At 71.2% G+C, this 20238-nt stretch carries 20 protein-coding genes and 3 tRNA genes; 7 read left to right on the forward strand and 16 right to left on the reverse strand.

Annotated elements, in window-relative coordinates; genetic code table 11:
- Positions 1–6: 6 nt before the first annotated feature.
- From J1M46_RS09125 to J1M46_RS09135, 3 genes are read right to left on the reverse strand one after another with little or no spacing between them, the layout of a single operon-like run.
- On the reverse strand, positions 7–618 hold the full coding sequence (locus J1M46_RS09125; protein WP_206447517.1) for a methylated-DNA--[protein]-cysteine S-methyltransferase: 612 nt from the start codon (positions 616–618) through the stop codon (positions 7–9).
- The gene (locus J1M46_RS09130) at positions 611–1090 is read right to left on the reverse strand and encodes a sigma-70 family RNA polymerase sigma factor (RefSeq protein WP_206447518.1); all 480 of its coding nucleotides are present in this window, start codon (positions 1088–1090) and stop codon (positions 611–613) included. Before J1M46_RS09130 ends, J1M46_RS09125 begins: the two co-directional genes overlap by 8 nt.
- Positions 1087–1710, reverse strand: coding sequence for a methylated-DNA--[protein]-cysteine S-methyltransferase (locus J1M46_RS09135; RefSeq protein WP_206447519.1), 624 nt, complete (start codon positions 1708–1710; stop codon positions 1087–1089). Before J1M46_RS09135 ends, J1M46_RS09130 begins: the two co-directional genes overlap by 4 nt.
- A gap of 107 nt (positions 1711–1817) precedes the next feature.
- Between J1M46_RS09135 and J1M46_RS09140 the strand changes: the two genes are divergently transcribed.
- A complete protein-coding gene (locus J1M46_RS09140; protein ID WP_206447520.1) occupies positions 1818–2375 on the forward strand; it encodes a histidine phosphatase family protein in 558 nt (185 codons plus the stop codon).
- Complete coding sequence (locus J1M46_RS09145; protein WP_446698573.1) at positions 2372–3745, forward strand: FAD-binding oxidoreductase; 1374 nt, start codon at positions 2372–2374, stop codon at positions 3743–3745. Before J1M46_RS09140 ends, J1M46_RS09145 begins: the two co-directional genes overlap by 4 nt.
- 94 nt (positions 3746–3839) lie before the next feature.
- Here the strand turns inward: J1M46_RS09145 and J1M46_RS09150 are convergent, their stop codons facing one another.
- Entirely contained in the window at positions 3840–4211 is a 372-nt protein-coding gene (locus J1M46_RS09150; protein WP_206447521.1) for an FKBP-type peptidyl-prolyl cis-trans isomerase, read from the reverse strand.
- A 111-nt stretch (positions 4212–4322) separates the two neighbouring features.
- Entirely contained in the window at positions 4323–6041 is a 1719-nt protein-coding gene (locus J1M46_RS09155; protein WP_206447522.1) for a cation:proton antiporter, read from the reverse strand.
- A gap of 94 nt (positions 6042–6135) precedes the next feature.
- Between J1M46_RS09155 and J1M46_RS09160 the strand changes: the two genes are divergently transcribed.
- Positions 6136–6558 carry an OsmC family peroxiredoxin gene (locus tag J1M46_RS09160; RefSeq protein ID WP_092916563.1) on the forward strand — a complete coding sequence of 141 codons (423 nt, stop codon included), beginning with the start codon at positions 6136–6138 and terminating at the stop codon, positions 6556–6558.
- 422 nt (positions 6559–6980) lie between these two features.
- Here J1M46_RS09160 and J1M46_RS09165 read toward each other — a convergent pair whose 3' ends face one another.
- The 3 genes from J1M46_RS09165 to J1M46_RS09175 all read right to left on the reverse strand — a co-directional run bounded on the left by J1M46_RS09165 (position 6981) and on the right by J1M46_RS09175 (position 9694).
- Positions 6981–7316, reverse strand: coding sequence for an FAD-linked oxidase C-terminal domain-containing protein (locus J1M46_RS09165; RefSeq protein ID WP_206448665.1), 336 nt, complete (start codon positions 7314–7316; stop codon positions 6981–6983).
- Between the two features lie 125 nt (positions 7317–7441).
- On the reverse strand, positions 7442–8500 hold the full coding sequence (locus J1M46_RS09170) for an LLM class flavin-dependent oxidoreductase (RefSeq protein WP_206447523.1): 1059 nt from the start codon (positions 8498–8500) through the stop codon (positions 7442–7444).
- Between the two features lie 309 nt (positions 8501–8809).
- Positions 8810–9694 carry an alcohol dehydrogenase catalytic domain-containing protein gene (locus J1M46_RS09175; RefSeq protein WP_206447524.1) on the reverse strand — a complete coding sequence of 295 codons (885 nt, stop codon included), beginning with the start codon at positions 9692–9694 and terminating at the stop codon, positions 8810–8812.
- A gap of 315 nt (positions 9695–10009) precedes the next feature.
- On the opposite strand from J1M46_RS09175, the gene J1M46_RS09180 reads away from it, so the two are divergent.
- On the forward strand, positions 10010–10471 hold the full coding sequence (locus J1M46_RS09180; protein ID WP_206447525.1) for a MarR family winged helix-turn-helix transcriptional regulator: 462 nt from the start codon (positions 10010–10012) through the stop codon (positions 10469–10471).
- Between the two features lie 261 nt (positions 10472–10732).
- Here the strand turns inward: J1M46_RS09180 and J1M46_RS09185 are convergent.
- Positions 10733–10805, reverse strand: a tRNA-Arg gene (locus J1M46_RS09185).
- 86 nt (positions 10806–10891) lie between these two features.
- Complete coding sequence (locus tag J1M46_RS09190; RefSeq protein ID WP_072314408.1) at positions 10892–11095, reverse strand: cold-shock protein; 204 nt, start codon at positions 11093–11095, stop codon at positions 10892–10894.
- A gap of 191 nt (positions 11096–11286) precedes the next feature.
- On the opposite strand from J1M46_RS09190, the gene J1M46_RS09195 reads away from it, so the two are divergent.
- On the forward strand, positions 11287–12456 hold the full coding sequence (locus J1M46_RS09195) for a hypothetical protein (protein WP_206447526.1): 1170 nt from the start codon (positions 11287–11289) through the stop codon (positions 12454–12456).
- 101 nt (positions 12457–12557) lie between these two features.
- Here J1M46_RS09195 and J1M46_RS09200 read toward each other — a convergent pair.
- From J1M46_RS09200 to serS, 5 genes are all read right to left on the reverse strand, one after another.
- Positions 12558–12649 (reverse strand) — tRNA-Ser (locus J1M46_RS09200).
- A 102-nt stretch (positions 12650–12751) separates the two neighbouring features.
- Positions 12752–14026 (reverse strand): LCP family protein, encoded by a 1275-nt coding sequence (locus J1M46_RS09205; protein WP_206447527.1) that lies wholly within the window; start codon positions 14024–14026, stop codon positions 12752–12754.
- A 31-nt stretch (positions 14027–14057) separates the two neighbouring features.
- Positions 14058–14142 (reverse strand) — tRNA-Ser (locus J1M46_RS09210).
- 129 nt (positions 14143–14271) lie between these two features.
- Positions 14272–15072 carry an HAD family hydrolase gene (locus J1M46_RS09215; protein WP_206447528.1) on the reverse strand — a complete coding sequence of 267 codons (801 nt, stop codon included), beginning with the start codon at positions 15070–15072 and terminating at the stop codon, positions 14272–14274.
- The gene (gene serS, locus J1M46_RS09220) at positions 15069–16331 is read right to left on the reverse strand and encodes a serine--tRNA ligase (RefSeq protein ID WP_206447529.1); all 1263 of its coding nucleotides are present in this window, start codon (positions 16329–16331) and stop codon (positions 15069–15071) included. Before serS ends, J1M46_RS09215 begins: the two co-directional genes overlap by 4 nt.
- A gap of 83 nt (positions 16332–16414) precedes the next feature.
- Here serS and J1M46_RS09225 point away from each other — a divergent pair, with 83 nt between their 5' ends.
- A complete protein-coding gene (locus J1M46_RS09225) occupies positions 16415–17392 on the forward strand; it encodes a diacylglycerol/lipid kinase family protein (RefSeq protein WP_206447530.1) in 978 nt (325 codons plus the stop codon).
- A 59-nt stretch (positions 17393–17451) separates the two neighbouring features.
- On the opposite strand, the gene pheA is transcribed toward J1M46_RS09225, so the two are convergent.
- On the reverse strand, positions 17452–18393 hold the full coding sequence (gene pheA / locus J1M46_RS09230) for a prephenate dehydratase (RefSeq protein ID WP_206447531.1): 942 nt from the start codon (positions 18391–18393) through the stop codon (positions 17452–17454).
- Between the two features lie 171 nt (positions 18394–18564).
- Between pheA and pgm the strand changes: the two genes are divergently transcribed.
- On the forward strand, positions 18565–20214 hold the full coding sequence (pgm, locus tag J1M46_RS09235) for a phosphoglucomutase (alpha-D-glucose-1,6-bisphosphate-dependent) (RefSeq protein WP_206447532.1): 1650 nt from the start codon (positions 18565–18567) through the stop codon (positions 20212–20214).
- The last annotated feature ends 24 nt before the right edge of the window (positions 20215–20238 follow it).

The raw sequence follows: 20238 nt of genomic DNA on the forward strand, positions 1-20238 counted from the left end.
TTCGCGCTACTCGGCGACCGGATGGACGTGCTCGACGCCCAGCAGGATGCGCTTGGCCTCGGGACCGCCGGCGTACTGGCCGAGGCTGCCGTCGCTGCGCACGACCCGATGGCACGGGATCGCGATCGGCAGCGGGTTCTTGCGGCACGCCGTGCCGACCGCCCGCACCGCGCGGGGCGAGCCCACGGCCCCTGCCACCTCGGCGTAGCTGCGGGTCTGCCCGTACGGGATCTGCCGCAGCTGCTCGACCACCTGCCGGCCGAAGCCGCGCGCGAGCGAGAGGTCGAGGGGTCCGTCGAAGCCGCGGGACGCGCCGCCGATGAGACGCTCCAGCCCCTGTGCGGCGTCGTCCAGCCGGGCGGGAGCCTCCAGCACGCGTGGGCTCAGCGCCTCGGCGAGGCGCTCGAGCGTCGCGCTCGGAGCGTCCCCGTCGAAGGTCACCGAGACGAGCCCGGCGGGGGTGGCGGCGAGCAGCAAGGTGCCCAGCTCGGTCTCGAGGGTTCGGTAGGCGACGTCGAGCAGGTCGCTCGCGGCCGCGCGCCTGGCCAGCTCGGCGCGCAGCGCTTCGAGCCGCGGCTCCGGCATGGCGGCGGCGAGGTCGTCGAGGCGGTCAGGCATCCTCGCCTCCCAGCAGCTGGCGCAGGCGGCGCACGCCGTCCGACGAGGCGCGACGGGCCGCATCCGCCGACCCGCCGACGGCAGCGGCCACCTCGGCATACGGCAGGCCGCCCAGATGGTGCAGCACCACCGTCTCGCGCTGCCGCTGCGGCAGCTGCGCGAGCGCCCTGGCGAGGTCGAGGTCGCGGGCGCGCTCGGGCATGGTCGATTCGGCTGCCGGGCGGTCGGGCACGTCACCGATGACCAGTCGCGAGCGCCGCCGCAGCACGTCGATGGCCTTGCGGTGCGCGATGGTCACGAGCCAGCCCTCGACGTTCGAGCCGGGCGCGAGCCGCGGGTAGGCCTCGAGCGCGGCGAGGAAGGTCTCGCTCCAGGCGTCGTCTGCATCGGTGTCGTCGAGCAGCGCCCGGCACACCCGCCACACCCTCGCGCCGTGCTGCGCGACGATCGAGTCGAAGGGCGCACGGGTCACGCGACCGAATCTAGCCCCGCGGCAGGCCGCTCGGCGCCGGCCGAGCCGGTGCCGGGCAGGCCGGTGCCGGGCAGGCCGGTGCCGGGCAGGCCGGTGCCGGGCAGGCCGGTGCCCCGCAGGCCGGTGCCGCTGAGGCCCGTTGCGCCGAGCATCGTGCCCATCTCGTGCTCCAGCAGGAAGCGCTTGCGGTCGATGCCCCCGGCGTAGCCGGTGAGCGCGCCGCTCGTGCCCACCACCCGGTGGCAGGGCACCACGATCGAGAGCGGGTTGCGGCCGTTGGCGAGACCGACCGCGCGCACAGCGGTCGGCTGGCCGATGTGCTCGGCGATCCAGCCGTAGGTGCGGGTCTCGCCGTGCGGGATGGTGCGCAGCACGTTCCAGACGCGCAACTGGAACTCGGTGCCGGCGGGTGCAAGCGGCAGGTCGAAGCCCGTGCGCGCCCCCGCCCAGTACTCGCCGAACTGCTGCACCGCATCCACGAAGGCAGCATCATCTCGCTCGCCGAAGCGCTCCTCGTTCGGTGCCGGCCGGTGCTCGGGCATGAAGACCCCGGTGAGACCCGCCTCCTCGCGGACCAGGGTGAGCGTGCCGATCGGGCTGTCGATGAACGTGTGCGTCATGGGTGCATTCCTCTCATACTCTGCCAACGCGCGGGGGCGTCGGAATGTGAGGTTGTGGATGACGGGCGCCGTGCGATCGGTGCACGCGACCGCCGTAGGCTCGGCCCATGGAGATCGCGCTCGTCCGCCACGGCCAGACCGACTACAACTTCACCGAGCGACTGCAGGGCACGACCGACAACCCGCTCAACGAGGCGGGCATCGCGCAGGCGCACGAGGCCGCGCGGCTGCTCGCCGACGAGCCGTGGGATGCGGTGGTCTCCTCCGCCCTGCAGCGCTCGACCGTGACCGCCGACGTCATCGCCGCAGCGCTCGACCTCGAGGTCGCCGGGCGCTATGCGAGCCTGAACGAGCGCGCCTACGGCGAGGCGGAGGGGCTCACGAAGGACGAGGCGGTCGCGCGCTTCGGCACCGACTGGCCAGGGCAGGAGAGCTTCGAGGATCTGCAGCGCCGCGCGGTCGCGGCCATCGACGAGATCGCGGCGTCGCACCCGGTGGGCGCGCTCGTGATCGTCGGGCACGGCACCTTCATCCGCTCCTTCACCGACCATGTCGTCGGCTTCCCGACCATCAAGCCCGACAACGCGAAGTCGGTGCGCTTCGACGGTCTGCCGGGCAGGTGGCGCGTGACCCAGGGACTGGTCCGCAAGGACCTGCACTCGTGAGCGCCGCGGCAGCGGGCGCGCCGCCGGCGAGCCTCGACGCACTGCGGGCAGCGCTGCCGGCGCACGTGCTGGTCATCGACCCCACCAGGCTCGAGGCCATGCGCGCCGACAAGTCGGGGCACCGATCGAGTGCCGACCCGCTGGCGATCGTCGAGGCCGAGGACGCCTCGCACGTGCAGGCGGCGATGCGCTGGGCCAGCGAGCACGGCGTGCCGGTGGTGCCTCGCGCAGCCGGCACCGGCCTCGCGGGCGGCGCCATCGCCGGCGGCGGGGAGCTGGTCGTCTCGGTCGACACCATGCGGCGCCTGCTCGACGTCTCGCTCATCGACCAGTCCTGCGTGGTCGAGCCGGGCATCCGCAATGCCGAGCTGAACGAGCTGCTCGCCACCCACGGCCTGTGGTGGCCGCCGGATCCCGCCAGCCGCGCCATCTCGACCGTCGGCGGCAACATCGCCACCAACGCCGGCGGCCTGCTGTGCGCGAAGTACGGTGTCACGCGCGAGTGGGTGCTGGCGCTCGACGTGGTGCTCGCCGACGGGTCGCTCATCTCGACCGGCCACCGCACGGTCAAGGGCGTCACCGGGCTCGACCTCACGGCGCTGATGATCGGCTCCGAGGGCACGCTCGGCATCGTGGTCGGCGCGACGCTGAAGCTGCGGCCGATCGTCGAGGGTGCCGTGTGGACGGTCGGCGCCTTCTTCGACGACGAGGCCACCGCGGCCGCCGCGTGCACCGCCATCACCGCCGCGCGCATCCGCCCTGCGATCATGGAGCTGGTCGGCATCGACGCCGTCAGCATGCTCGCCGCCTATTCGGGGCAGCCGATGGCGGGCGCGTTCGTGCTGGTGCAGACGGACGACCTGGGCGCCGCGGCGACCTCGGAGACGGTCGCGCAGATCCTCGCCGCGCACGGTGGCCGCGTCGAGCGCACCGATGATGCGTCACGGTCGGATGTGCTGGTGCAGGTGCGCAGGCAGGTGCACTTCGCGCTCGAGTCGTTCGGGACGGTGCTGGTGGAGGACATCGCGGTGCCGCGCTCGCGCATGGCCGACATGTTCCGCGCCTGCCACGAGGCGGCCGCCCGCCACGGCGTGCGCCTGGCGGTCACGGCGCACGCGGGCGACGGCAACCTGCACCCGACGTTCGTCTTCGACGGCGATGAGCCGAGCGAGGCCGTCTGGGCCTGCGCGAACGAGGTGTTCGCGGCCGGGCTCGCGCTCGGAGGCACGCTCACGGGCGAGCACGGCGTCGGCATCCTGAAGCGCCGCTGGCTGGTGGACGAGCTGGGCGAGCGGCAGCTCGCGCTGCAGCGCGCGGTGAAGGCCGCGTTCGACCCGCTGGGCATCCTCAACCCCGGCAAGGCCATCTAGCGACTCCTCCCGCAACGCGAAGAACCGGTACTGTCTGGTCGCTACGCCGAGGTGGGAACGACCAGACAGTACCGGTTCGCGGAAGTGCAGCCGGCTACTTGACGGCGACCAGGTCGCAGACGAAGATCAGCGTCTCGTTCGGGCCGATCACGCCGCCCGCGCCGCGCTCGCCGTAGGCCAAGTGCGGCGGGATGACGAGCTTGCGGCGGCCGCCGACGCGCATGCCCTCGATGCCCTGCTCCCAGCCCTTGATGACCATGCCGACGCCGAGCGGGAACTCGAGCGGGGCGCCGCGGCCGTAGGAGGCGTCGAACTCCTCGCCGGTGGAGTGGGTCACGCCGACGTAGTGCACGGCGACCTGCTTGCCGTTCACGGCCTCGTCGCCGTCGCCGACGGTGATGTCGGTGATCTCGAGGTCAGTGGGTGCGGGCCCCTCGGGGGCGTCGATCTCAGGCTTCTCAGTCATGCGTCAATCCTTGCACGCTCGACTGCGCGGCTCAGCGCTCGTCGACCTCAGCGCTCGTCGACATCGGCGCTCGTCAACCTCCGGGCTCGTCAACCTCGGGGCTCGCCCGGCTCAGTGGTCGTCCTCGTCGGCCTGCAGCCCGATCTCCTCGCGGTCGATGATGCGCTGCACCACGCTGACCGTCGACGAGTCGAAGCGGCCCGTGCGCCGCACCTGGTCGAGCCAGAACCGCTCGGCGTCCACCGCCAGGTGGCGCAGGCGCGCGATCTGCGCGACATCGGTGGATGCGTCGTCCGGGTCCACCTCGGCGACGTGCGCGGCCCACGCGCGACGGGACCGCATCCGCTCACCGGCCGCCTCGACGAGCGCCTCGTCGATGCCCTGCAGGTCGGCCTCGCGCTGCATCGCGTCGATGCCCGCCTCGATGGTCTCGCCGAGCAGTTCGTCGAGCTCCTGCCGGCGGCGCTCGGTGCGGTCGTGCGTGAGATGCAGCGCCTTCACCAGCCAGGCGAGCGAGCCGCCCTGCACGAGCAGGGTGAAGATCGCGACCACGAAGGCGACCAGCACGAGCTCGGCGCGCATCGGGGTGTCGGCGGGCAGCGTCTGCACGGCCGCCACCGTGACGACGCCGCGCATGCCGGCCCATCCGATCGCGAGCATGTCTCGCCAGCCGAGCTTCTGGTCGTCGAGGGCGATGATGTCGTGCCCGCGCCGGTCGTGGACGCGCTGCAGCTTGGCGGCGCGCTTCGACTCGGGCCCCAGCTGCTCGAGTCGGTGCGCGAGCCGCTGCTGGTCGCGCTGCCGGCGCTTCGCGTGCGTGCGCAGCCAGAGCAGCAGCGGCGGCATGGCGGCGAACCGCACGACCAGCAGCAGCAGGCACAGCAGCAGCCCGACCAGCACGACGCCTGCCAGGTGCCGCTCGCCCGCGTCGACCGCCTCGATGACGGCCGGCAGCTGCATGCCCATGGTGAGGAAGACGCCGTTCTCGACGATCACCGAGAACGTGCCCCAGGTCGCCGACTCCTGCGCGCGGCGGGTGGCGCGGATGCGCATCTGGCTGCGGTTGCCGATCACGAGCCCGGTGATGACGACGGCGACGATGCCCGAGCCCTGCAGCGCCTCGGCGGCGAGGAACGACAGGAACGGCGTCGCGAGCGAGATGGCCGTGTCGATGGCGCGGTCGGAGGCGAACTGGCGGATGCGCACGGTGCCGTAGCCGACGGCGGCGCCGATGACGAGGGCGACCACCACCGCGATCGCGAAGTCAGCCACCAGCGGCGCCGCCTCCACGTCGGAGTTGCCGGCGCGGCTGATCGCTGCGACCGCCGTGCTCAGCAGCACCAGCGCGGTGGCGTCGTTGATGAGGCCCTCGCCCTCGAGGATCGTCACGACCCGGGGCGGCAGGCCGAGCCGCTTGCCGAGGGCGGTGGCCGCGACGGCGTCGGGCGGAGCGACGACCGCGCCGAGAGCGAGCGCGCCCGCGAAGCCGATGATCGGCCAGATCGACTGCACGACGAGCGCGACGGCGAAGGCGCTGACGGCGACCAGGATGATCGACAGGTAGCCGATGACGCGGAGGTTGCGGCGGAAGTCGACCGCCGGCACCTTGAGCGCCGCGGTGTAGAGCAGCGGCGGCAGGATGATGGTGAGGAGGACCTCGGGCGGCACCTCGATCTGCGGCGTCACCGGCAGCAGCGAGATCGCGCCGCCCAGCACCACCAGCAGCAGCGGCGCGGCGACGCCGATGCGGTTCGCGATCGTGGCGACGGCTCCGATGATGAGGATGCCCACGACGACCACTAGCGTCACTTCCGTGATCACCCCATGCATCTTCAGATGCTACTGACCTGTGCTTTCGACACAGCGCGGCATAGCCTGGAGCAATCGGCCCAGGCTCGGCGCCGATCGCAATCAAGGAGGAATCATGGCCATCACCTCGAACGCCACGGCGACCTGGAAGGGCGACCTCGGCACCGGCAGCGGCACCGCCTCGCTGGGCTCCGGATCCAGCTTCGACATGACCTGGAAGGCTCGCGCTGAGCAGGGCGGCGGGTCGACTCCCGAGGAGCTGATCGCCGGTGCCCACGCGTCCTGCTTCTCGATGGCGCTCTCGAACACGCTCGCGGAGGCCGGCCACACCGCTGACTCGCTCGAGACCGCGGCGAAGGTCTCGTTCGTCGCCGGCACGGGCATCACCACGAGCGTGCTCTCCGTCACCGGCCGAGTCCCCGGCATCGACCAGGCGCAGTTCCAGGACTACGCCGAGCAGGCGAAGGCCGGCTGCCCCGTCTCGCAGGCGCTCGCGGGCGTCGACATCCAGCTGGAATCGGCCACGCTGGAAGGCTGATTGCCGGTCTCGCAAAAGTGCCTCTGGCTGAAACCGGCGCCACCGGCTATAAACAGAGGTGACGGGTACCGCGTTGACAAAGGAGTGACATGAAGAGTTACAAGCAGCTTCCCACCCACCTGCTGGTCACGCTCGGCGGTGACGACGACATCATCATGTCGTCGATCATGGGCGACGACGACATCATTATGTAACGACCAGCCCGAATCGCTGCGGCCGCGAGCCGACTCCTGGAGTCGGACCGCGGCCGCAGTGCGTGGACCGACTGGTCTTCTTCGACCTCGTCTCGATCGCCGAGCGGTCACGAGTGCTCGGGACCGCCCCGCCGTCGTGCGCGCCAGCGGCCGGCAGCTGCCTGCAGCGCCGACTGCGGTGGGTCGACGACCACGAGCAGCAGCGCGACGAGCCAATTCTTCACATGCTCAGCCTACGCGCGCCCAGCAGATCACCCGCTCGGCCGCCGCGATCTCCCCCGCGGACTCGCCCACCTCGGCCGTGGGATGCAAGTTGCCGTCGCCGGCGTGCGCGACGGTCGAGATGCGCCGGCCGTGCTCCGCGCCGATGCGCTCGATGCCGCGGATGACTGCGGCAAGCGCCGCGACGGGCAAGCCGACGTCGCGGGAGACGCGAAGCCCCCGCGCCCGGAGCGCCGGGTTGGCGAGCCTGCGGGCCTCGAGAAGCTCATCGGAGTCGGCGAGCTGCACCTCCGTCGCCCCGTGCGACCGGCAGCGATCGAGGGTCCGCTCGGCCGTCGCGATGGCATCGAGGCCGACGTGCGTGGGTTCCCGGACACGCCCTTGATCTCATCCAGGAACCGCCGGGCCCCGCTGCCGCGCATGCTAGGGCCGAACCGTCGCGCCCTCCCCCAAGAGCGCGGCTGTGCTCATTCGCTGTCCTTGTCAGCGGATTCCGGTGCTCGCCGTCCGGCTGTCTCGCGCTTGATGACGGGCAATACATCGGTCATGTAGAGATCCAAGGATTCGTTCATGATGGCCCACGGGAGGTTGCCGACGTCAATCTGGCCGAGCCACCGGTCAATGCCGAGCAGCTCGACGCGCTTCAGGATCTCGTCGATCACCTGCTGCGGGCTGCCGACGGGCAGGCCGCGGCGGATCGAGTCGTCGAACACGCTCCGCGGCAGAGCGCTGCCCCCCATCATGCCCATTTCCTTGACGTAGCCAGAGTAGTACGGGAAGAAGGTGTCGCGCGCGGCCTGCGAGGTCCTGCCGACGAACATGTGACCACTGGCTCCGAGACGGAGCGTCGCGGGGTCGTGCCCTGCCTGCTCAGCGGCCCGCCGGTAGAGCTCCACGCGCGGCATGAATTGCTCCGTTCCGCTGAAGAAGCCCATCATCATCGGCAGGCCGAGGGAGCCGGCTCGCATCGCGGAGGCGGGGGTGCCGCCGATCGCCACCCACAGGGGCAGTGGCTGCTGCAACGCGCGAGGCACGACCTGAGCCCGGTCCAGAGCGGGGCGGTGACGCCCCTGCCACGTCACCGACTCCTGCTCCCGCAGTTGCACGAGCAGGTCCAGCTTCTCGGCGTAGAGCTCGTTGTAGTGAGCCAGGTCGTAGCCGAACAGCGGGAAGGACTCGGTGAACGCGCCACGCCCAGCGATGATCTCCGCACGACCGTGCGAGAGGTGGTCCAAGGTGGCGAACTGCTGGTACACCCGGACCGGGTCTTGACTGGAGAGTACTGTGACGCCGGAGGCCAGACGAATGCGCTCGGTCGCGGTGGCCATCGCCGCCAGCACCATCTCGGGGGCGGAGAGCGCGAAGTCGGGACGGTGGTGCTCCCCGAGGGCGATCATGTCCAAGCCACCCTCCTCTGCCTTGCGAGCGAGAGCGACGAGCTGGTCCAGGCGGACCGTCACGTCGGTGGTCGCGTTCCCGTCCGGGTGCTGGGTGATCTCACCGAACGAATAGATTCCGAGTTCCATCAGGCCATCCTTTGTCTGTTGCGTCGTTACTTGTGGTCGTGCCCGGCATGAGCGCCGGCCGCCGTGCGAGCGGGGGGCGGTCGCGCCCCGGTCGTTCCGCGCGATCCAGATCAGGAACGCCGCCGAACCGGCGCGATCCCGCGGTAGGTCGCTCTCGTGCGCGACTCACCCAATGCCGCCCCGATGTGGCCGCCGATGGTGTGACCGGCTGCGGAGTTCCACGCTCAGAGCCGCAGTTCGCGCTGCTCGTTGTAGCCCGCACGGGGCGCACTGCCGTCTGACGCCGGCACTCCCCCGCTCGAGCGTCGGTCAGTCGTCGAGGGTGACGACGACCTTGCCGGTGGCCGAACCGGCGGCGAGGCCGGCCAGGCCGTCGATGGCTCGTTCGAGGGGCAGAACGGAGGCGACGGCGATCTCGAGGTCGCCTGCTGCTGCCTGCTCGGCGAGCGGAGCGATGACACCTCTGGTGGGCGCCGCCATGACGCTGACGCCGGTCAGGCTGGCGGCGTCCAGATCCGCCTGATCCGGCAGCACCGTGGTGCTGGCAATAATCCCACCGGCGCGGACCGCCGCAGCGGGGACGGCGTCGGGCGCGAACCCGGCGAGGTTCACCAGAGCGTCGACGCCGTCTGGGTGAGCGGCCAGCACCTGCTCGGCGACACGCCCGGCAGTGAAGTCGACGACCAGGGCTGCTCCGAGGGCGGTGAGCCGGTCGACATCGGTGGGGGCGCCAGTAGCCACGACTCTGGCGCCGCGGGCCGCCAGCAGCTGCACGGCGAAGGAGCCCACCCCGCCGGACGCGCCGTTGACCAGCACCGTCTGACCCGGCCGCGGGTCGATGGCCTCGACACATGCGACGGCGGCACCGCCGGCCAGCGGCAAGGCGGCAGCGGCGGCGAAGTCCAGCTCCGCGGGCTTGTGCGTCACCGCTGCCAAGGGCAGGAGCACGTACTCCGCCAGCGTGCCAGCAGAGACCGGAGGGGCAAGCAGCACATGCCCGATGACCTCATCGCCCACCGCGATGTTGTCGACATCTGCGCCGACGGCCTCCACGATACCTGCCGCGTCACGGCCGAGCACGAGCGGGTACTCGTGCGGCACGCCCATCTGGGCCACCAAGCCAGCGGTGATCGCGTTGTCGATCGGGTTCAGGCCCGCGGCCTTGACCCGGACGAGCACGGTTCCCTCAATCACGGTGGGCTTGGAAAGCTCACCGAGCTGGGGCTGGTCCCCGACGGTGGGGATATGGACGGCGCGCACGGCAGAACTCCGATCATGTTGGCGGGAAGTGCACCGGTGACGGCGAGGCGGAACCGCTCGCGCGATCGGGCCGCAGCGTCACCGTTTCATCACTTGACTACGCAAGTGACGTTAGACGTGGTTGACTTGCCGTGTCAACTGTCTAGCCGTCAAGGAATCCAGGTTGAAAGAGGAGGAGCCGTGGAAGAGAAGGCAGAACCGCGGTGGCTCGGGCGCGAGGAGACTGAGATCTGGTTCACCTTCGGCACGATGGTCACCTCGCTGCCGGACGCCCTCGACGCCCAGCTGCAGCGTGACGCCGGGATCAGCTTCTTCGAGTACCAGGTCATGTCGATGCTGTCGATGTCTCCGCAGCACACCCGACGCATGAGCGAGCTCGCGGCGCTGGCCAACGGGTCTCTCACCAGACTGTCCCGCACCGTCGACCGACTGAACAAGCGGGGCTGGATCATCCGTCGGCCAGACCCGGAAAATGGACGGTACACGCTCGCAGTGCTCACCGACGCCGGCTGGGACAAAGTCGTCGCCACCGCACCAGCGCACGTCGAGGAGGTGCGCCGTGCGGTCTTCGACCCCCTCACAAAGGCACAGCTACGGCAGTTGCGCGACATCTCGACCCGGATCGGGCGGACGGTGCACCCCGACGGCTGCCTCCCAACCCTGCCCGAGCCGGACCCTGCCGAGGTCGCCGTCAGGGACACCCGCCCGTGACATCGGGTAGCACCCTTGCCCCTGCGATTCGCCGACACGACGGAGCTTGCGGGGGCTCATCACCACGCCACACCGCGCTCGGCCCCAGCTGCGCCGCGAGACGCCGCAGCGACGCCGGCCTTACTCCGAGTTGACCAAGCCCTGGCACGGACCAGACAGCGCGCCTCACTGGCGCCGAGCGTGGCCAGTGTCGGCCCCGTGAGGAAACCAAGAAGGCCACCTGCTCTCGCAAGTGGCCTTCATTACTGTCTCAACACAGTGCGCGCCCGGAGGGATTCGAACCCCCAACCTTCTGATCCGTAGTCAGATGCTCTATCCGTTGAGCTACGGGCGCAACATGGCCGAACGGCCAGGGATCAGTTTACATGATCCCTGGCCGTCAGCGCGAATCGAGTCGCGCCGCGAACGGCGCGACCAGGCTCACAGGGGGCGGATGTCCGCTGCCTGCGGGCCCTTGGTGCCCTCGACGATCTCGAACTCGACTGCCTGAGCCTCTTCGAGGGTCTTGAAGCCGTTGGACTGGATCTGGCTGTAGTGAGCGAACAGATCCTTGCCGCCGTCGTCCGGAGCGATGAAGCCGAAGCCCTTGCCGGAGTCGAACCACTTGACGGTGCCGGTTGCCATATTTCCTTCAATCAATGCAATGCAGCCGTAGCTGCGTTCAAAAGCGCAGAGCAAGATCCGCTCTGCACCCTCCTCAGCGTAGCGGGTGATTGCGGTGCTCCGCTGAAAAAGTTCTGCGAGGCCGCTCCGGTAGCCTGCTGAGGCCTCGCGCGATCGCCGATGGACCATGCCCTAGCACCTCGGAGCAGCCGATGACCTTGGTCGAGCAGCGCCCCTCGTCGACGCCTCGACGCCTCGGTCGGCGCGCGGCCCGAACCGCGATCACCATCGCCGGCACGCTCGCCGGTGCGCTCGGGCTGACGGCGTGCGTCGGGCAGCCGCCGCTGCAGCTCGAGACCTACCCGAGCCCAGCGGCCGTCGTGCCGGCGACCCCCACTGCTGCCGCCCTGCCGCTGCCGGACGCGGAGGTGGTCGAGCTCGCAGACCGCATGTTCCTCACCGCCGAGGGCCGCACGACGTTCTACGCCACCCAGCCGACGCTCGCGGATGCGGAAGCGATCGAGACGGCGTGCGCCGATGCGGTCGACGCGGGTGCGGAGGGCTGGTTCACCGGCGGATGCTTCGTCGGCGGGCAGCACCGCGATGCCGATCGCATCTTCGTCTTCCGCCCGGGCGACGAGCGGCTCGCGGAGTCGATGGTGACGGTCGCGGCGCACGAGCTGCTGCACGCCGCCTATGCGCGACTCAGCCTGCTGGATCGGGCGACCGTGGACGGGCTGGTCGCAGAGGCCGCCGCCAGCGTGCCCTCCGACGACCCGGTGCTCGAGCAGATCGAGCGCTCGACCGACGGCGACGCCTCCACGCGCGCCAACGAGCAGTTCGCCTACTTGGGCTCGCAGATCACGCTCCAGAGCGGTTTCCCCGCGCAGCTCGAGGACGTCTATGCGCGGCTCTTCACCGACCGCTCGGCGCTGGTCGACACCCACCGCCGCGCCGCGAGCGTGGTCGAGGAGACGATCGCGGCGGCGGAGGCGGCCATCGCGAGCGCTGCGGCACAGGAGTCGCAGACAGCGCGCGACCGCGCGCAGCTGGAGGCCGACCGGGGCGGCTACGAGGCGGCGCTCGCCGCCTACAGCGCCGACCTGGAGCGCTTCAATGCCACGCCACTCGAGGAGCGGGCGCGCTGGGAGGTCACGCTGCAGCCGGAAGGCGCCGAGCCCATCACGATGAGCTGGGAGGCATCGCTGACCTACCGGCACGACGAGCTCGAGCGCTTCCGCGGCGATCTCGAGTCGCGCGCCTCCGCGCTCTCGGCCGCGGAGGCCGCCGCCGAAGACCTGCGCACCGATGCGGAGCAGCGCCGAGCCGACGCGGTGGCGCTCATGCGCGCAGCCAACCCGAACGCCGTCATCCCGGAGTGACCGCCGGCCGCGCGACGCGGCTTCGGACGCCGCGCGCGCACCGGCCGACGGCGTGCACGACGAAGGCCCCGCATCCGTCGTGGATCTCGGGGCCTCAGGCCTGGTGGAGACGGAGGGATTTGAACCCTCGGACCCCTATTGGGGTCTCCACCTTAGCAGGGTGGTGCACTAGGCCGGACTATGCGACGTCTCCTCGGCCCGCCGAGAGCAGGCCAGCGGCAAGTCTAGCAAAGGCGGGGGCGGTCTCGATACGACGCCTGCGACGTCTCCTCGACCGGCGGGCAGGAGCGAGCGGTCAGCTGCCGTACGGCACGACGCACGACTGCTGCGACGCATCCTGGCCGACGACGCCCTCGAGGCCGGTGGTCTCCGTCGGCGTCGGCGTCGCGCCCGGCGTCTCGGACGTCGCCGGTGTCTCGGTGGCGACCGGCGTCTCGCCGCCGAGCTCGCCCGGCTCGGGCGTCGGCGTGGGCGTCTCGTCGGTCGAGCCGATGCCGAGCGAGTCCTCCCCCAGAGAGATCGGCAGGTCGAGGCGGATGCGTCGCATCAGCTCGTCCGCGGCCTCCTCGTCCGGGTAGACGCGGTTGCCCTCGAGGAAGTTCGGGTAGAGCACGAACTGCATGGTCTCGAGCGGGATGTCGGCGAGCACGCGCGCCATCGACACCATCGTGCCCACGTTGCCCAGGCCGGAGGAGAGCGTCATGTTCTCGAGCGCGACCTGCGAGATGCCGTAGAGCTTGGTGAAGTCGGTGAGCACCGCATCCGACTGCAGGGTGCGCACGAGCGACGAGAGGAACACCTGCTGCGAGGAGATGCGCGCGAGGTCGGAGCCGTCGCCGACGCCGTGGCGCGAGCGCAGGAACTGCAGCGCCTGCTCGCCCTCGAGGTCGTAGGTGCCCGCCGCGGGGATCTCGAGCCCCGTCCACGGGTCGTCGATCGGCCCGGCGAAGCACACCGGCACGCCGCCTACGGCGCTCGACATGCTGATGACCCCCTGGAAGGTGATCATGGCGGCGTAGGGCACCTCGATGCCGGTCATGGCGGAGACCAGCGTCGCCACGCACGAGAGGCCGCCGCGGGAGAGCGCCTGATTGAACTGCACGTCGTCGGCCGCCGGCTGCGTGATGCCCGTCTCCGGGTCCTCACAAGCCGGGAAGTCGACGATGAGGTCGCGCGGGAAGGACACCACGCGCGCCTGGCTGTGGTCGTCGCTCACGTGCATCAGCATCGTGACGTCGTTCAGCATCCCCTCGCCGTACGAGCTCTCGCCGAACTCGGCGCCCTGACCGGTGCGCTGGTCGGAGCCGACCAGCAGGATCGTGAAGCCGCCCTCGTACGGGGCGAAGCCGGCCTGCGCCGGGGGCACCTCGGCGCCCAGGTCGACGGTCTGCAGCCCGGTCGAGAACCGCAGCGCCGAGACGCCGACGACACCGATGCCCGCGACCAGCAGCACGGCGACGCTCAGCGCCGCCCAGCGGAAGACGTGCGCGAGCCCTGAGTGCCGGCGCAGCCGCCCGTGGCGGGGCGACATCGACGAGGTGTCGACGCGCGACACGCGCTGCTCAGCCATGGCACCCCTTCTGCGATCGCGAAACCCGGTGCGGAGGGCGTGGGATTCGAACCCACGAGGCATTGCTGCCCACCGGTTTTCAAGACCGGCTCCATCGGCCGCTCGGACAGCCCTCCAGTCGGCCCGCGAGCGACTGGGACGCAATCGGGCCTCGGGAGATTGTACGGTCCCGGCGGATGCGTCGGCTACGGCGACGCTGGTGGCCCGCTGTGGGAGACGGCGCGGCCGGGCGCCGCCGGCCGGGCTCAGTCGCGCAGCAGCGCCTCGAGCACGAGCGCCAGGCCGTCGCCGCCGACGGTGGCGGTGACCTCGCTGGCGGCCGCCTTGACCTCGACGGGCGCCTGGCCCATCGCGACCGCGCGCCCCTGACCGGCGATCGCCCACTGGAACATGTCGATGTCGTTGCGGCCGTCGCCGACCACCAGCACCCGGCTGCGCGGGATGTCGAGCAGCGCGGCGACCCGCTCGAGGCCCGTCGCCTTGTTGACGCCGTCGGGCGCGATGTCGAGCCACGACGAGTAGCCGATCGCGTAGGAGACCTTGTGCAGCCCCATCGACTCGACGATCTCGAGGAAGTCGTCGACGTGGTGGTCGGGGCTCATCACCACGACGCGCATCGCCGGCGTCTCGAACAGCTGCTCGAACTCGACCTGCTCGGCGTTGTCGAGACTCCAGTCGATCATGCCGTTCGTGTAGCGGCGGTGCCCGGTGGCGTCCTCGACCATGAACGAGCCGGTCGGCAACCCCGCGGCGATCGTGCGCAGCGCCGGCGCGGGGTCGAAGGTCTCGACATGGATCGTCTCGTAGGCGTCGCCGCGGCGCTCGAGCACGAGCGCGCCGTTCGCCGACACCAGGTGGCTGGGCTCGATGCCGAGGCGCTCGGCGGTCGACTCGGTGGTCGGCTGCGAGCGGCCCGTCGCCAGCACGACGGCGTGACCGGCGTCGACGACCGCACGCACCGCATCCGCGACCCTCGGCGACATCGAGTCGTCCTCGTGCACGAGGGTGCCGTCGATGTCGAGGCCGATGAGCAGGCGCTCGCTCATACGACCGGCTCGATCAGCTCGAGGCCGCCCAGGTAGGGCTGCAGCGCCGCCGGCACGCGCACCGAGCCGTCTGCCTGCTGGTGCGTCTCGAGCAGCGCGACGATCCAGCGGGTGGTCGCGGCGGTGCCGTTGAGGGTCGCGACCGGTGCCGTCCTGCCGCTGTCGGTGCGGTAGCGGGTGGCGAGGCGGCGCGACTGGAAGGTGGTGCAGTTCGAGGTGGAGGTGAGCTCGCGGTACTGCTGCTGCGAGGGGATCCACGCCTCGATGTCGAACTTGCGGGCCGCGCTCGAGCCCAGGTCACCGGCGGCCACGTCGATGACGCGGTAGTCGAGCTCGCAGGCCTGCAGCATGCGCTCCTGCAGGGCTCGCAGCCGGTCGTGCTCCGCCTCGGCCTCCTCGGGCAAGACGTACGAGAACATCTCGAGCTTATTGAACTGGTGCACGCGCAGGATGCCGCGGGTGTCGCGGCCGGCGCTGCCCGCCTCGCGGCGGTAGCAGGTCGACCAGCCGGCGTAGCGCAGCGGCTGCTCGAGGTCGACGATCTCGTCGGCGTGGAAGCCCGCGAGCGCCACCTCGCTCGTGCCGGTCAGGTAGAGGTCGTCGGCGGGCAGGTGGTAGACCTCGGCCGCGTGCTCGCCCAGGAAGCCGGTGCCCTGCATGATCTCGGGGCGCACGAGCGTGGGCGTCACCAGCGGCGTGAAGCCGTCGGCGAGCACGTGGTCGAGCCCCATCGTCATCAGCGCGAGCTCGAGCCGCATGCCGATGCCGGTGAGGTAGTAGAAGCGGGTGCCCGAGACCTTCGCACCGCGCTGCAGGTCGAACGCCTTGAGGCTCTCCCCCAGCTCGACGTGGTCGCGTGCCTCGAAGTCGAACGAGCGCTGCTCGCCGTGGGTCGCCAGGGTGACGAAGTTCTCCTCGCCGCCGGCGGGCACCTCGGGGTGCACGAGGTTGCCGATTCTCGAGACGGATGCGTCGAAGGCGGCCTCGGCGTCGGTCACGCGGGCCTGCGCATCCTTCACGCCGCCGGCGAGCGCCCTGCCCTGCTCGATGAGCGCCGGGCGCTCCTCCTTCGACGCCTTGCCCACGAGCTTGGCGTGCGCGTTCTGCTCGGCGCGGAGGCCCTCGTACTCGGTGATGGCGGCGCGGCGGGCGGCCTCTGCGGCGAGCGCCTCGTCGACGTGCGACACCGGGTCGCCGCGGCGCTCCTGGCTGGCCTTGACGAGGTCGGGCTGGTCACGCAGCAGCTGAGGATCGATCACGGCACCAGTCTACGAGCGGTGAGGCGGATGCCGTTCCAGGCTGCTCGGAGTCAGCGCCGGGCTGCGCGGGGTACGGTTCCCCCATGCGAGCAGGCGTCGTCTTCAATCCGGTCAAGCTGTCGCGCGAGGAGCTCGCGCCGCAGGTCGAGACGGCGCAGCCGCTCGAGTGGTCGGAGCCGGCCTGGTTCGAGACCGACCCCGACGACGGTGGTGCGGCGGCGGTGCGCGAGGCGCTGGAGGCCGACATCGACCTGCTCATCGTCGCCGGCGGCGACGGCACGGTGCGCATCGCGGCAGACCTGATCACCGGCACGAGCGTGCCGCTCGCCATCATCCCCGCCGGCACCGGCAACCTGCTCGCCCGCAACCTCGGCATCGACGTGACGAGCCTGCGCACCGCCATGCGCACGGCGTTCGGCGACGAGGAGCGCGAGATCGACCTGGGCGAGCTCGAGCTCGAGTCGCCGAGCGGCGAGCGCTCGCGGCACGCCTTCGCGGTGATGGTCGGGTTCGGGCTCGACGCCGAGATGATCGAGGCGACCGACGAGGAGCTGAAGAAGAAGGTCGGCTGGCTCGCCTACGTGGATGCGGCGGGGCGCGTGATCGCCTCGCTCGACAAGGTGCGCGTGCAGGTGCGCCTGGACGGTGCGCGCACGGTGCGGCAGACGGTCAACACCATGGTGATCGGCAACTGCGGCACGGTCACGAACGGCATCGTGCTGCTGCCCGACGCGGCCATCGACGACGGCCTGCTCGACATCGCGCTCATCCGCCCGCGCGGCGCGCGCGGCTGGCTGCAGGTGGCCGGCTACATCACCCGCAACAACCTGCTGGTGACGAAGCTGCTGCGGCGCAGGGGCCACCTGGGCAAGCAGCGCACGGGCGCCGCGCTCGGCTACGGGCAGGCGAAGGTGACCGTCGCGCGGCTACTCGAGCCGCGCGCCGTGCAGGTCGACGGCGACGTGGTCGGCGAGGCGATCGCGCTGCGCGCGACCATCCGCGAGGACGCGCTCAGGGTGCGGGTGCCGAAGAAGCGCGTCGGGCGGGGCCCAGCCGTCTGACGCCGCTCAGGCGGGCTACGGCTCCTGGCCAGCCGTGCGAGGCCACCTGGTCGCGAGGGCTACTGCTCGGGCTCGCCCGCCAGCAGACCGCGCAGCCAGTCGCGGGCGTCCTCGAACGAGGCGTCGGTGTAGCGGCGCTCGACCTCGCTGCGCTGGCCGTCGGCGCGCGGGTACGAACCCAGGAACGTCACCTTCGGTGAGAAGCGCTTGAGGCCCAGCAGCGCATCCGCCACCCGTTCGTCGCGGATGTGCCCGCTCGCATCCATCACGAAGCGGTAGCGGCCGAGTCGGTCGCCGATGGGTCGCGACTGGATGAGCGAGAGGTTGACGCCGCGGGTCGCGAACTGCTCGAGCATGTCGAGCAGCATGCCCGCCTCGTCGCTGGGCAGCTCGACCACGAGGCTGGTCTTGTCGGCGCCGGTGGGCTCGCCCGGAGCGCCCGCGCGACCGACGAACAGGAACCGGGTCACCGCATCCGCGTTGTCGCCGATGCGGTCGGCGAGCACCTCGAGGCCGTCGACCCAGTTGCCGATCGTGGGGGTGGAGAGCGCCGCCTGGGCAGCGCCGCCATTGCCCAGCTCGGCGGCGGCAGTGACGTTGGAGGCGGCGGGCAGGTGGGCGCGGCCGGGCAGCTCGCGCTGCAGCCAGCCGGTGCACTGCGCCCACGCGACCGGGTGCGCGGCGATCACCGTGATGTCCTCGAGGCGCGTGCCGGCGGGGGCGACGAGCGAGAAGTTCACGCTCACCACGTGCTCAGAGAGGATGCGCAGGCCCGGGATGGCCGCGAGCGCGTCCTGCGCGGCCGTGACGCCGCCCTCGATGGAGTTCTCGATCGCGATCATCGCGGCATCGCTGCGGCCCTCGGCGACGGCGGTGAGCGCCTCGGCGACGTTCGCGACCGGCACCCGCTCGGCGTCTTCGAGCCCCGGCACCTGCTCGAGCGCCGCCTCGGTGAAGGTGCCGCGAGGGCCGAGGAAGGTGACGACGCGCGGCTGGCTCATGCCCTCAGCCTAATTCTCGCCCGCATCCGCGCGTTCGCGCAGCCCCGCGGCGCTGAGATGTGCACGCGCAGGTCCCGTGCAGACCGCTGATTCCGGGCCGCGTCAGGGGTCGACCCGCGCTCGCGTGCACATCTCAGCACGCGTCGCGGTGTCCAGTGCTTGGATGGGGCCATGAGCAGAGCCGGCACCGTCGCCCAGCCCCAGGACCTCATCGATCTCGCCGCCCTCGAGCGCGCGTACTTCGAGCTCGTGCCCGACGTGACGAACCCCGACCAGGCGGTCGCGTTCGGCACCTCGGGGCACCGCGGCAGCGCCTTCGACACCGCCTTCAACGAGACGCACATCCTGGCGATCACGCAGGCGATCTGCGAGTACCGCGCCGGCCAGGGCATCACCGGGCCGCTCTTCATCGGCCGCGACACCCACGCGCTCTCGCTGCCGGCCGAGCGCACCGCGCTCGAGGTGCTGGTCGCGAACGGGGTCAGAGTGACGGCGGATGCGCGGGGCTCGGTGACGCCGACACCGGCCGTCTCGCGCGCCATCCTCGACCACAACCAGGACGCATCCGCCAGTGACGGTGGCAACAGCGACCAGGCCGACGGCATCGTGGTCACGCCGAGCCACAACCCGCCGCGCGACGGCGGCTTCAAGTACAACCCGCCGCACGGCGGGCCGGCCGACTCCGACGCCACCGGCTGGATCGCGACGCGCGCGAACGAGCTGATCGCGGGCGGCCTCGAGGGCGTCAAGCGGGTGGCCGTGGAGGGCTCGAGCGACAGCCGCGTCGAGCTGTATGACTTCCGCGAGGAGTACGTGCAGGCGCTCGGCCGCGTCATCGACTTCGAGGCGATCAAGGCTTCCGGCATCAAGATCGGCGCCGACCCGCTGGGCGGCGCCGCGGTCGAGTACTACGGCGCCATCGCCGACCGGTACGGCATCGACCTGACGGTCACGAACCCGATCGTCGACGCCACCTGGTCGTTCATGACGCTCGACTGGGACGAGAAGATCCGCATGGACTGCTCGAGCCCCAACGCGATGGCCTCGGTGCTCGCGCACAAGGACGAGTTCGACATCCTCACCGGCAACGACGCCGACGCCGACCGGCACGGCATCGTCACGCCCGACGGCGGGCTGATGAACCCGAACCACTTCCTCGCGGTCGCGATCGAGTACCTCTATGCGCACCGGCCGGGCTGGCGCGCCGACGCGGCCATCGGCAAGACGCTGGTCTCCTCCTCGATGATCGACCGGGTGGCGGATGCGTTGGGTCGCCGGCTCTGGGAGGTGCCGGTGGGCTTCAAGTGGTTCGTGCCCGGCCTGCTCGACGGCTCGGTCGGCTTCGGCGGCGAGGAGAGCGCCGGAGCCTCCTTCCTGCAACAGGACGGCACCGTCTGGACGACCGACAAGGACGGCATCCTGCTGTGCCTGCTGGCGTCGGAGATCCGCGCCGTGACGGGCAAGTCGCCGTCGCAGCTCTACGGCGAGCTGACCGAGCGCTTCGGCTCGCCCGTGTACGAGCGGGTGGATGCGCCGGCGACACGGGAGCAGAAGGCGCGGCTCGGCAAGCTCACCGGCGATGCGGTCACGGCGACCTCGCTGGCAGGCGACCCGATCACCGCGAAGCTGACGGAGGCGCCCGGCAACGGGGCCGCGATCGGCGGGCTGAAGGTCGTCACCGAGCGCGCCTGGTTCGCCGCCCGCCCCTCGGGCACCGAGGACGTCTACAAGATCTATGCCGAGTCGTTCGTGGGCGCCGACCACCTGCGCGAGGTGCAGGCCGAGGCAAAGGCGATCGTCGATGCGGCCCTCGCTGGTTGACGGAGGCCCGGCGGGCCTCCGTCG

It is taken from the genome of Agrococcus sp. KRD186 (assembly GCF_017168255.1).
GTDB lineage: Bacteria > Actinomycetota > Actinomycetes > Actinomycetales > Microbacteriaceae > Agrococcus.

What these genes read in the sequence shown, in the direction of transcription:
- J1M46_RS09160 (WP_092916563.1), top strand. Translation starts at nt 6,136, where the DNA reads ATGGCCATCACCTCGAACGCCACGGCGACCTGGAAGGGCGACCTCGGC.
- J1M46_RS09195 (WP_206447526.1), top strand. Translation starts at nt 11,287, where the DNA reads ATGACCTTGGTCGAGCAGCGCCCCTCGTCGACGCCTCGACGCCTCGGT.
- pheA (WP_206447531.1), bottom strand. Translation starts at nt 18,393, where the DNA reads ATGAGCCAGCCGCGCGTCGTCACCTTCCTCGGCCCTCGCGGCACCTTC.
- J1M46_RS09215 (WP_206447528.1), bottom strand. Translation starts at nt 15,072, where the DNA reads ATGAGCGAGCGCCTGCTCATCGGCCTCGACATCGACGGCACCCTCGTG.
- J1M46_RS09150 (WP_206447521.1), bottom strand. Translation starts at nt 4,211, where the DNA reads ATGACTGAGAAGCCTGAGATCGACGCCCCCGAGGGGCCCGCACCCACT.
- J1M46_RS09170 (WP_206447523.1), bottom strand. Translation starts at nt 8,500, where the DNA reads ATGGAACTCGGAATCTATTCGTTCGGTGAGATCACCCAGCACCCGGAC.
- J1M46_RS09205 (WP_206447527.1), bottom strand. Translation starts at nt 14,026, where the DNA reads ATGGCTGAGCAGCGCGTGTCGCGCGTCGACACCTCGTCGATGTCGCCC.
- J1M46_RS09125 (WP_206447517.1), bottom strand. Translation starts at nt 618, where the DNA reads ATGCCTGACCGCCTCGACGACCTCGCCGCCGCCATGCCGGAGCCGCGG.
- J1M46_RS09135 (WP_206447519.1), bottom strand. Translation starts at nt 1,710, where the DNA reads ATGACGCACACGTTCATCGACAGCCCGATCGGCACGCTCACCCTGGTC.
- J1M46_RS09190 (WP_072314408.1), bottom strand. Translation starts at nt 11,095, where the DNA reads ATGGCAACCGGCACCGTCAAGTGGTTCGACTCCGGCAAGGGCTTCGGC.
- J1M46_RS09140 (WP_206447520.1), top strand. Translation starts at nt 1,818, where the DNA reads ATGGAGATCGCGCTCGTCCGCCACGGCCAGACCGACTACAACTTCACC.
- J1M46_RS09225 (WP_206447530.1), top strand. Translation starts at nt 16,415, where the DNA reads ATGCGAGCAGGCGTCGTCTTCAATCCGGTCAAGCTGTCGCGCGAGGAG.
- J1M46_RS09155 (WP_206447522.1), bottom strand. Translation starts at nt 6,041, where the DNA reads ATGCATGGGGTGATCACGGAAGTGACGCTAGTGGTCGTCGTGGGCATC.
- J1M46_RS09180 (WP_206447525.1), top strand. Translation starts at nt 10,010, where the DNA reads ATGGTCACCTCGCTGCCGGACGCCCTCGACGCCCAGCTGCAGCGTGAC.
- pgm (WP_206447532.1), top strand. Translation starts at nt 18,565, where the DNA reads ATGAGCAGAGCCGGCACCGTCGCCCAGCCCCAGGACCTCATCGATCTC.